Source organism: Bombilactobacillus sp. ESL1202, from assembly GCF_058107125.1.
In genome coordinates this window covers 1,714,516-1,726,326 of record NZ_CM176590.1, presented here as the reverse complement: position 1 = coordinate 1,726,326, position 11,811 = coordinate 1,714,516, and the positions used below count along the sequence as shown (strand labels likewise).

Below are 11,811 nucleotides of genomic sequence, written 5' to 3'. Positions count from 1 at the left end.
TTACTTCTCACCTTCTGCTTTAATGACAGGATGACGATAATGACGCCGACAAACTGGGTAATATGATTCGTTACCGCCAATATGCACCTGTTGACCACCATAGTCTGGTTGACCATTTGTTATTCTTAAATTCATTGTAGCTTTTTTTTCACAAAACCAACAGATGGTCTTCATTTCTTCAATTTTATCAGCATAGATTAATAAGGCCTCAGATCCGGAAAATAAATGATTTAATGAATCATTTTTTAAGCCAAAGGCCATGACTGGAATTGCCAGATCATCAACTACACGTGCTGCTTGTTTTACCTGATTAACTGTCAAAAATTGAGTTTCGTCAATTAAAACACAAGAAATTTTTTGAACTGAATTTTTAGTAGCTACTAATTTGAACAAATCATCTTGCGCTGTTAAAGCTAAAGCATCACGGGTCAAACCAATCCGACTAGAAATTTTCCCCACACCATCACGCGTATCTAAACCACTAGTTATTAATAGAACATTTTTGCCTTGTTCTTCATAATTGTGCGCCACTTTTAAGACTTCGATTGACTTACCAGCATTCATTGCCCCATAGCGAAAAAATAATTGTGCCACAACTTTGAACTCCTTTATTTAAATTCACTGCTATTTATTATACCGAATTCTGAATAAACTTCTATAGACAAATCCTAATCAACTATACCTTATAAGAATTTTTATGGTATGATTTTTTTATTAATTAACAAAGGAGCTGAACATGAGCTTAAAATCAAAATTAGCAGCAACTTGCGGCAAATTAACCTATAAAATTTTACATGACGTCTTTCATCGTGGCAGTTCCTTACCAGGAAAACTAGCATATAGAATAGATCCTAATGTCTTAAAAGAACTTAGTCAAGAATACCAAGTTATTATAGTAACCGGAACTAACGGTAAAACATTAACCACTTCTTTAATTACCAAAATCCTACAACAAGAATATGATCATATCTTAACCAATCCTACTGGATCCAATATGGTTCAAGGAATTACCTCTGCTTTTTTGAGTGACCAAAAAACAGCTAGCACTGAAAAAATCGCTATTCTCGAAGTAGATGAAGCTAACGTTGAACCAATTTGCCAAGCTATGACCCCTAGTGCTTTTGTTTTAACTAATATTTTTCGTGATCAAATGGACCGCTACGGTGAGATTTACACGACTTGGGAAAAAATTAGAGCGGGAATTAAACTAGCACCTCAAGCTAAACTAATTATTAATGCAGATACTGCAATTTTTCAAGTTGATGATCTACCCAATCCGAAAATTTATTATGGCTTTGAAAATTCCCAGCAACCCACGGCCGATTTACGGGCTGACTTTAATGTAGATGGTATTCTTTGTCCTAAGTGTCACAATATTATGCATTATCATCTCATTACTTACGCCAACTTGGGTGATTACTTCTGCCCGCAATGCTCATTTAACCGACCCCCATTAGATTATCAAGTGACCAGTACCACCAATTTACTGCCCAACCAATCTAGTTTTGCCATTGATCACACCGATTTCACGATTAATATTGGTGGCATGTATAACATCTATAACGCTTTAGCTGCCTACGCCACGGGCAGTGAGTTTAACGTGACTCCTAATCAAATTAAACAAGCTTTTAGCTATAATGAACAAGTTTTTGGGCGCCAAGAAGTCATCGCTTTAGATGACAAACAAATGACCATTATTCTTGTTAAAAACCCTGTGGGCTTAAATCAGGTCATTAGTACTTTAAACTCCGATAAAGACCAATACAACCTTGGATTTTTATTAAACGCTAATTATGCTGATGGAATTGATACTAGCTGGATTTGGGACGGAAACTTTGAACAATTACCATTTGATAAAATCCCCCAAGTAATTACTGGTGGAGAACGCTGGCATGACATTAATTTTCGCTTTCAAGTCGCTGGTGTCCAAGAAGATCAACTGCAACATGTTCCTGATTTAGATACTTTTATCACCACATTGAAGCAACAATCACCAGAAAAAATTTATATTTTGGCTACTTATACAGCAATGCTACAATTACGCAAAAAATTAGTCGATAAAGGCTATATTAAACAAAAGAATTTAGCCTAAATTTCTCAATAATATTTTAAAACACGAGGCCAAAACGACCTCGTGTTTTTTAACGATCATTTATTAAAAACCAAATGTTGATTTTGTAAGCGTTGATATAAAGCTTGTAAAACCAAATAAACCAAGCCAAACAAGATCAAAATCAATTCAAAATACCAGAACTTTAACGAATCCATTTGATTATTAGCAATTAAATTATTGACTTGTACAAACCAATAGGTCGGTGTCAGAGCTGCAACTTGGTGCACTACCTTCGGTAAAAACTCTTGACTAATAAAAACTCCACCTAAAAAGCACGAGCCTAAGACGTAGATGGTCGAAAAACTATTCATGGTAGCTGCATTTTTGGCAATACTAGCAACCAATGAAGCCAAAGCTGTGGTTGTTAGTGCAAATAAGAAAGAATTTAGCCAATAAAAACCGATTACTTTCCAAGAACTTTGTGCAAATACTTCGATTAGAATCATAAATAAGACAAAAATAATTGCTAAATAACTCAACAAACCATTGTTGATTTGTGCACGAATTTTTTTTAGAGAATTGGGTGAACAAAAATTGCGTTGATAGATTTCAAACTGATTAAATTTTAAACTTACGGTTTGAAAACCACTAAAAATTATCATTGCCAGGCCATAAGCTAAAGCACCATAAAAAGCGGCTGTGGTCACATTTTGCTGTTGTCTTTGATAATCATGATCATACTTAATTTGGCCTTTAATCTTTAAGTTAGTTTTTGTTTTACTTAAAATTTTAGCCCAGGACAATTGAGTATTATTTCTTTGATAAGTAACTAGTGTATTAAAATAACGATTAATCAAACTTCCTGCTAGTTGAGAACTAGCATTAGGGGCTAGTTGGACCTTCAACTTAAACTTTTGGTGCGCTTGTAATCGTTGTTGCAAATTAGCAGGCAATTTAACCACGGCGTCAATTTCTTGATAGTATAAAGCATCACTTAACTTATTAGTCGGAAATTTTCCAACTGCCTGATAAGCTTTTTGATCTTTTAAATAAGCTTTAAAAGCTCTAACTGTCTTATTATCATTTAAACTTAAGACAACAATTTTTGGTTGACTTAAAGAAGTGGTCTGCGTTTGGTAACTAATAAAAATCACCATCGCCATTGTCACGATTAAGCTAATTAATAAAGTACTATAATTCTTTCGCAAGATTTTCCACACAGTTTTATAAATAGTCATAGCTCTTCCTTCTTTGTAAAAACAAATTAATCACAAATAAGATCACTAATAAAATTATCAACCACCATAAGTTTTGATAATATGATTGCAGTTTGCGATAGGAGAATAATTGATAAAAACAATTAGTCAGTAAATTATTAGGATTTAATTGTCCCAATATCGGTAAATGAACATCAATCCAAAATTTAAAATCAGTATCACCCATCATTCCGCTCAAAAATGAATTGGTTAAAACTAGTACCAATCCTAAACTCAGTTGTTGATTTAAATTCTTCTTTGCAAATAATTTCCCCCATAATTGACCACCGGTAATGGCTAATAAACAACCTAATGCGATCGTTACTAATAACCAAACGATGTGGGAACCAAAACTGACTAGTAGTACCCAATGAAAGAAACTGACAGCTAGTAACATAATGATATAAAAAATGACCCAAGCAGCCGCTAAATCACTGAACCAAATTTTTAAATAATTCAGTGGACTGATTTGTAGACGCATTCCGCGGGCTGATTGTTGCGGTTGTTCGTCATAATTCAACGTCAATCCAAGCGTAAAGCCATCCATAATCGTCAATGCCAGTAATGCAAAGAAATAAAAACTCAAAATACTAAAATTTCGGGGACGCGCTTGATTACTTAACCATTGGCGATTCGTCGGTAAGTTAATACTTTGTCTTTTGGCGATTTGTTGTTGAATAATTTGATAATTTTGTAAGTAAATCGTCAAAAAATTTTGTAGAATCCGTTGTTGATCATCAGAATTAATAATATTTAGCCGCCATTGTCCTTGTTTAAATTCAAAATAACCGGCTATTTTCTTCGAGTGTAGTCGTTGTTGAGCCGTACTTTGTGACAATTGCTGCACTTTAAACAATTGTTGTTGCTGCATTCTAGATTGTGTTAAAGCCTGCTTTAATAAGTGCGTATCTGCCTGTTTATGTTCAACAATTCCCACTGAAATTTGGTCTAAGTTAAACGTGGTAGATTCTTGATCTAATTGACCAAAAGCTAATTTCATCAATATTCCCATAAGCAGTGGAAAAATAGCTATCCAAAACAAAAACCAGCGTTGCTTAGTTAACATCTTGAAACGATATTTAATTAACTGTCCCATCATTAATTCCCCTTAATCACGTAATTTACGACCTGTAATGGTTAAAAAAACATCATTTAAGTCTGGTTGTTCGGTTTTTAAATTAGCATATAAAATCTGATTTTGTTTTAAATATTCTAAAATCGCAATCAGATTTTGATTCAAATTTTGATTACTCAAAACTAATTTGCCTGACTTATAATTCACTTGAACCATCCCCGGAAGACTTCGTAATTGCTGTAATTGGGCAGAAGTAATTTGTGGTACTTCCAGGACTATTTTAGAATCAGTTTGAATCATTGCTGTTAATTGCTCTTTCGTTCCTTGGGCAATAATTTCGCCTTGATCTAAAATAACAATTTGCTGGCACAAATATTCGGCTTCTTCCATGTAGTGGGTAGTATAAATAATGGTAGCGCCGGCTTGGTTTAACTGTTTAATACTTGCCAAAATTTTGTTACGACTTTGTGGATCAACAGCTACCGTGGGTTCATCAAAGAAGATCAGTTCAGGTTGATGGGCAATACCACAAGCAATATTTAACCGTCGTTTCAGACCACCACTTAATTGTTTGGGATAATATTTAGCAAATGTAGTTAGTTCCACTAATTCTAGTGCTTGCTGAACTAATTTTTGGCGCTTTTGCTTATTTTTAATATAAAGACCACAAAAATAATCAATATTTTCTTGAACCGTTAGTTCAGCAAATAAAGCCACTTCTTGCGGAACCAGCCCAATTTTTTGTTTCACAACATAATTAGTCGGTGTCATTAACTGATTAAATAATTTAATTTCTCCGCGATCATATTTTAATAATCCCAAGATACAATTAATTAAAGTTGATTTACCACTACCATTAGGTCCTAATAAACCTAAAATTTCGCCAGCTGGAACTTGCAAGTTTAAATGATTTAAAACTTTATTTTTACCATAGCGCTTCACTAAATTTTGAACTTCGATCATCAAAGCTATCATTCTCCTATCGTTTTTAACTCTTAAATTGAATATAATAGAAATAGACGTAATTAAACAGTTACATCTGTACAAATATCTCATGACATTTGTCATTGTTAAGGGGTTAAAATGATTAATTTACGTACTAGAAATATCAGCTTGCAATTATTAATTATTACTACAATTTGTGGAATACTTTTTTGGTGGCAATCATTTACAACCGTCATGATTATTTATCCACTTATCAGTCTCTTATGTTTAAGTTGGTTATTATTTCCATTTCCGTTTAATTCTGGTTGGCTAACGCTCATTACCATCAGTTTATTAAGTATTTGGCAATCTAACTTTATTTTTTTCCTCCCTATTATTTGCTTATTCGTTTTACAATGGACCCAATTTCCCGGGAAATATTGTATGCTGCTTATCGTTTGGCCAATTATCAGCCACTTTAGCTGGATGAGTCTGTTGATTTTTTGTTTAATAGCGGTCACACTCACTTTCAATGACTTGGATCTAAAGCTTCAACGTCTCTTTAACCAAAACTTAAAATTACAAGATGATAGCTTTGAGCAACAAAAACAATTAAAGTTACAAAATACTGCCTTAAAAACCGCTAATCAAACGCAATTACAATTACAAATAGCTAATGAACGCAATAAAATTGCCCGCGACATTCACGATAACGTCGGTCACTTACTATCCAGCGGTCTTTTGCAAGTGGCCGCCCTGCAAACTATTAACCAAAACGCTCCATTCAAAAATTCTCTAAATAATTTAGAAAACACCATGAATCAAGCTTTAGACAATATTCGTTTAAATGTTCACCAATTACAGCAAAAATCATTATCCTTTCACCAAGAATTTGAACTTTTATGCCGTAATTTCCAATTTTGTACTTTAAAAATTAACGGCGAACTGTTCAAGCTATCAGTCTTTCAAAAAACAAATGTTATTATGATTATTAAAGAGTCGTTAACCAATATCATTAAACATTCCACCGCCAAAGTCGTTGATTTCAACTTTCAAAAGTTACCCGCTTTTTACCGCCTACAAATTATTAATGATGGTTCAACAAATGATTACCAACTAGGAATGGGATTAATGGACATGACCCAACGTGCTCAAGAATTAGGTGGGCAAATTCATTTTCATACTCAACAACAAAAATTTCTAGTAACATTAATCTTTCCTAAAGAGGTGCCCAATAATGATCCAACTAGTCGTAATTGATGATGATCACTTAGTCACACAAGCTTTAACTACTATTATTGAAGCCGACTCAGAACTAATAGTTAAGGCTTGTGGTTATACTTCACAAGATGCTTTAAAACTTTATGAACAAATTCAGCCTGATATATTATTATTAGATATTCGTCTTCCCGACCAATTAGGTTTAAAAGCGGCGCAAACTATCTTAGAAAAATATCCACATGCCAAAATTTTGTTACTAACCACTTTTAGCGATGATGACTATATTAATCAAGCCTTAGCCATTGGCGTCAAGGGATACTTAATCAAACAAAATTTCACCAGTATTGTACCAGCAATTCACGCTGTGGCTAACAACCAATATATTTATGGCAATGAAATAGTCGCTAAAATCCAGCACCAATTACAACCTTCCCAACAAAAGCTCACTGTCACTAACCCAAATTTAACCACGCGTGAACAAGAAATTCTCCAACTGGTGGCTACTGGCCAAAATAATAAAGAAATTGCCCATACTTTATTTTTGAGCGAAGGCACCATTCGCAATCAGATTAGTCAATTATTAACTAAGCTGCAATTACGTGATCGAACGCAATTAGCTATCTATTATTATCAAAACTACTAAAAAAGCAATTCACTAGTATCCCTTATTGATAACTAATGAATTGCTCGTTAATTCTATTGTAAAAATAAATCGACAATCGCAGCTCTTTGGCTTAAGAACCGTTGATTGTTATTAAACGGATGAACCCGATTACTCAACACAATTAATGCCCGCTGACGTGAGCGATCAATTGCCCAAAAGTTGCCCGTATAACCAGTATGATACAACACCCATTGTTGCTGCGCATTTTTTAGGAGATCCCAACCAAACGACCGTCCTGACTGATTTTTAGTGAAATCTTGAAATAATTTCTGAATCAAATTATCGCTAATTGGTGGGTGTTGAACTGATAATTGCCCCAACATAAATTGCGTAAATCGAACCAAATCCGTTAAAGAAGCAAATAAACCGGCTGATGCACAATGTTGACCTAATTGCCAAGCTTTCGGATCGTGTACTTCACCTTGGAGACAATGCCCTTGACGTTGATTAGTCACCACACATTTTTGCGGTTCTGGGTGAAACGTTGCATTTTTTAAGCCCAATGGCTGTAAAACTTCTTGTTCAATCACTGCTTGCACGGGTTGCTGATAAAGCTGTTCAATGATTAAACCTGCTAAAATGGGACCTGTATCCGTATAGCGCACTACCCGTTCAAATTCGGCAGTGACTGGTAGTTGTTGAAGGGCTGTCATTAACTGTCTTGCTGATAATTGGTCACGCTGGGGAATATAACCGCGAATTCCTGAAGTATGCGTCATTAAGTGCGTCAAAGTCACACGTTGATCAGTAAATAATGGCAAATAAGTCGCTACTTTACTATCCCAGGCTAATATTCCTTGTTCAATCAGCTTTAGTAAAACTGTCGTCGTACCTAAAACTTTGGTTAACGAAGCCAAGTCATATAAGCTGTTTTGGTGCAGTTGCGTAACTTGCGGCTGCCAAGCATTGCACCCAATCACATTTTGATAAATTTGTTCTGGTGTAATTAGTGCCAAACTCACCCCCGGAACAACTTGCTGCACGACTAACTCGTTGATTTTTGCTAAAAGATATTGATCACTCACTGTCATTAAATGGTCACACTGCCACTAAATTGTGAATTATATAAATCAGCATAAAAACCATTTTGCGCTAATAATTCTTGATGATTACCGGTCTCAATAATGGAGCCTTGATTCATAACAATAATTTGATCAGCATCTTGAATCGTTGATAACCGATGCGCGACCACAAAACTGGTTCGACCTTTTAACAAACGTTCCATCGCATGTTGAATTTGGATTTCTGTCCGCGTATCAACTGACGAAGTTGCCTCATCCAAAATTAAAATTTCTGGATCCGCGACAAATGCTCGCGCAATCGTTAATAATTGCCGTTGACCTTGCGAGATATTGGATGCTTCTTCATTTAAAATTGTGTCGTAACCTTGCGGTAATTGCTGCACAAACTCATCGACATGGGCAGCTTTGGCTGCTTCCATAATCTCTTCATGAGTGGCATTTTCACGACCATATTTTAAGTTGTCATAAATACTACCGGTAAATAACCAAGTATCTTGCAATACCATTGCAAAATGACTTCGCAAATCTGCACGTTTCAAATTACGTGTATCTCGACCTGCTAACTTAATTGAACCACGATTAATATCGTAAAATCGTTCCAGTAAATTAATGATCGTTGTTTTACCAGCACCAGTCGGCCCGACAATGGCAATCATTTCTCCAGCTTTAACTTGCAAAGAATAGTCCTTTAACAACAACGGCTGACCTTGATAGCCAAACTGCACATGATCTAATTCAACTAAATTATCCGTCGTTTGATCGGCAATTTCCACATGCGTATCTGGCATCTCTGGTTCATCCATAATCGCAAAAATTCGCTCTGCTGAAGCCACCGTGGCTTGAATAGTATTGGCTAAATTAGCTAATTGCGTAATCGGCTGGGAAAACTGCTGGGTATACTGCAAAAAAGCTTGAATATCCCCAATTGGTAATCGTCCATGGGCAACTTGAATCCCCCCATAAATGGCGACACCTACATAACCTAAATTGTTGACAAAAGTCATCAAAGGCATCATTAAACCGGACCATAACTGCGCCTTCCACGCAGCACCATATAATTTATCATTTTCTTTCTCAAATTGTTCTAAAGCTTCAGGTTCATGATTAAACGTCTTCACAACCAAATGAGCGCCATAATTTTCTTCAACTTGATTATTCAGCAACCCCAAAGAAGTTTGTTGCGCCGAAAAGGCTTTTTGCGATTTCGGAGCAATTAAACCAATGACCATTAAGCTCACAGGCACGGTCACTAACGCAATCAAAGTTAACTGCCAACTGATGGAAAACATCATCCATAAAGTTCCCACCAAAGTCACAATACTGGTAACTAATTGCGTCACACTTTGTTGTAAAGTACTAGCAATATTATCCATATCATTAATTGCCCGGGACATAATATCACCATTATCATGTGTGTCATAGTAATTAATGGGCAATAATTGCATTTTATATTTTAAATCCCGCCGCAATTTATAAACTGTTTGCTGTGAAGCACGGGTCATCAAGATTTGCTGTAAGAAATTAAAAATGGCTGATCCTAGATACATTAAGGCAACAATCGCTAAAATCTGTTCGATTTTGCCAAAATTAACGGGAAATTTTGTAATATCAAAACCGGCCTTTTGTTTGGCTAAACCAGTCATCACACCCTTAAAAATTTCGGTCGTCGCCTCACCCAAAATTTTGGGAGTTTTAATTTGAAAGACAGTGGCCGTAACCGCCAAAATTAAAACTACAATAATTGATAACCAAAAATCGGAAAGATAGCGACATAAGCGCCAAGTAGTTTTCCAAAAATTTTGTGGTTTTCGTTGACCAAAGTTGCGCTGTGGACCGTGATTTCTAGCCATGGATATTGTCCCCCTTTAATTGTGACTTAATAATTTCTTGATAGATTTGATTGGTTTGTTTTAATTCTTGATGAGTTCCCAAGCCCAACATTTGACCTTGATCTAACACAATAATGACATCAGAATCAGCAATTGTGGAAATTCGTTGACCAACTATCACAATGATCTTATCTTGCATTACTGGATCCGACTTCAATGCTTGGCGTAATTGAGCATCAGTCTTAAAATCTAACGCCGAGAAGGAATCATCAAAAATGTAAATATCAGATTGCTTGACTAGCGCCCGCGCAATCGCTAAACGTTGCTTCTGTCCGCCTGAGAAATTATCACCATTTTGCTCGACCAAAGTATCTAAACCATTTGCTGCTTCAATAAAATCTTGTGCTTGAGCAATTTTTAGCGCCTGCCATAAATCATCATCACTAGCATTTTGATTACCATATTTTAAATTTTGACGTAATGTTCCCTTGAACAAAATTGATTTCTGCGGCACTAACGAAATCACCTTGCGTAAATCTTGTTGTTTAACTTGTTTAATATTTTGCTGATTAACTAAGACCTGACCTTGTTGTGGATCATAAAGTCGACATAATAAATTAATTAACGTGGTTTTTCCGGAACCAGTACCACCAATAATTCCAACTGTTTGTCCAGCTAGCGCTTGAAAATCAACGGCTTGAAGAGCGGGTTGTTGCGCACCTTGGTAGCTAAAAGTCACCTGTTGCATTTGGATAGCCGCCTCATTTTGGACAATATCTTTAGGCACTGTAGGTTCTGTTAATTGATTCTTTAAATCTAAGACTTCGCGGATTCGCACACCAGAAGCTTGTGCCCGTGGTACCACCACAAAAATCATGGATAACATCATAACGCTCATCAAAATTTGGGAAGCATATGTCATAAACGCCAATAAATTACCAATTGGCATCACTTGTGCAGCAATATACTTAGCTCCTAACCAAGTAATGGCAATGTTAGTTCCGCTCATAATTAAAGTCGTCAATGGGTACATAACAGCAATAATAGAAAAAACTTTTTGAGCGTTATGCGTATAGTCTTGGTTAGCACCATCAAAACGCTTTTGTTCCCAGTTATCTTGGCGAAAAGCCCGAATCACACGAACTCCCGTTAAGCCTTCACGAAAAACTAAATTCAAGCGATCGGTTTTTTGCTGCATTTTCCGAAATAATGGATCAGCAAAGTACAAAATAACTGCTACCACAACAATCAGAATCGGTAAGACAATCACAAAGATTTTGGTTAACTGGGGATCTTTTTGATAGGCCATAAAACTCGCACCTAACATCATAATTGGTGCCATGATCATCATCCGTAGCATCATAATCGTCACATTTTGAATTTGCACAACATCATTAGTTGTCCGCGTAATCAAAGACGAGGTTCCAATTTGGTCGAATTCATCATTTGATAAGTACAAAACCTTACGGTAAATATCACTGCGTAAATTTTTCCCCAATTTTTGGGACGCTTGTGATGAAAATAAAACATTGCATGTAGCCGCCAAAATCACTAGTAAGGACACGACAATCATTTTAATACCAGCAACTATGATATAATGAGTATCACCTTTGGTAATCCCATTATTAACAATATCCGAAGTAATATTAGGAATGTACAAATTTCCCATTACTTGACAAAACATAAAGAGAATTGCTCCCAAAACACTAATTAAAGGAATTCTTTTTTTCATAATATGAAACATTGTTTGAATCCACTCCCCTATTA

10 protein-coding genes are annotated in these 11,811 nt (G+C 35.7%); 3 read left to right on the top strand and 7 right to left on the bottom strand.

Annotation, left to right across the window (positions count from 1 at the left end):
- Positions 1–594 (bottom strand): thymidine kinase, encoded by a 594-nt coding sequence (locus AC3B7A_RS07710; protein WP_489755515.1) that lies wholly within the window; start codon positions 592–594, stop codon positions 1–3.
- Positions 595–730: 136 nt separating this feature from the next.
- On the opposite strand from AC3B7A_RS07710, the gene AC3B7A_RS07705 reads away from it, so the two are divergent.
- Entirely contained in the window at positions 731–2,092 is a 1,362-nt protein-coding gene (locus AC3B7A_RS07705) for a MurT ligase domain-containing protein (protein ID WP_489756567.1), read from the top strand.
- Between the two features lie 56 nt (positions 2,093–2,148).
- On the opposite strand, the gene AC3B7A_RS07700 is transcribed toward AC3B7A_RS07705, so the two are convergent.
- The 3 genes from AC3B7A_RS07700 to AC3B7A_RS07690 are packed head-to-tail and all read right to left on the bottom strand — an operon-like array spanning position 2,149 to position 5,350.
- Entirely contained in the window at positions 2,149–3,291 is a 1,143-nt protein-coding gene (locus tag AC3B7A_RS07700; protein ID WP_489755514.1) for an ABC transporter permease, read from the bottom strand.
- Positions 3,278–4,405, bottom strand: a complete 1,128-nt coding sequence (locus AC3B7A_RS07695) for an ABC transporter permease (protein WP_489755513.1) — start codon at positions 4,403–4,405, stop codon at positions 3,278–3,280. The genes AC3B7A_RS07700 and AC3B7A_RS07695 overlap by 14 nt, the downstream gene beginning before the upstream one ends.
- Positions 4,406–4,417: 12 nt before the next feature.
- Positions 4,418–5,350 (bottom strand): ABC transporter ATP-binding protein, encoded by a 933-nt coding sequence (locus tag AC3B7A_RS07690; RefSeq protein ID WP_489755512.1) that lies wholly within the window; start codon positions 5,348–5,350, stop codon positions 4,418–4,420.
- A 117-nt stretch (positions 5,351–5,467) separates the two neighbouring features.
- On the opposite strand from AC3B7A_RS07690, the gene AC3B7A_RS07685 reads away from it, so the two are divergent.
- Together AC3B7A_RS07685 and AC3B7A_RS07680 are read left to right on the top strand one after the other, a co-directional pair.
- Positions 5,468–6,568, top strand: coding sequence for a sensor histidine kinase (locus AC3B7A_RS07685; protein WP_489755511.1), 1,101 nt, complete (start codon positions 5,468–5,470; stop codon positions 6,566–6,568).
- On the top strand, positions 6,546–7,172 hold the full coding sequence (locus AC3B7A_RS07680) for a response regulator (RefSeq protein ID WP_489755510.1): 627 nt from the start codon (positions 6,546–6,548) through the stop codon (positions 7,170–7,172). Before AC3B7A_RS07685 ends, AC3B7A_RS07680 begins: the two co-directional genes overlap by 23 nt.
- A gap of 53 nt (positions 7,173–7,225) precedes the next feature.
- Here AC3B7A_RS07680 and AC3B7A_RS07675 read toward each other — a convergent pair whose 3' ends face one another.
- The 3 genes from AC3B7A_RS07675 to AC3B7A_RS07665 are packed head-to-tail and all read right to left on the bottom strand — an operon-like array spanning position 7,226 to position 11,788.
- Positions 7,226–8,224, bottom strand: coding sequence for a serine hydrolase domain-containing protein (locus tag AC3B7A_RS07675; protein WP_489755509.1), 999 nt, complete (start codon positions 8,222–8,224; stop codon positions 7,226–7,228).
- Positions 8,224–10,065 (bottom strand): ABC transporter ATP-binding protein, encoded by a 1,842-nt coding sequence (locus AC3B7A_RS07670; protein WP_489755508.1) that lies wholly within the window; start codon positions 10,063–10,065, stop codon positions 8,224–8,226. The genes AC3B7A_RS07675 and AC3B7A_RS07670 overlap by 1 nt, the downstream gene beginning before the upstream one ends.
- Positions 10,058–11,788 (bottom strand): ABC transporter ATP-binding protein, encoded by a 1,731-nt coding sequence (locus AC3B7A_RS07665; protein ID WP_489755507.1) that lies wholly within the window; start codon positions 11,786–11,788, stop codon positions 10,058–10,060. Before AC3B7A_RS07665 ends, AC3B7A_RS07670 begins: the two co-directional genes overlap by 8 nt.
- Positions 11,789–11,811: the final 23 nt, after the last annotated feature.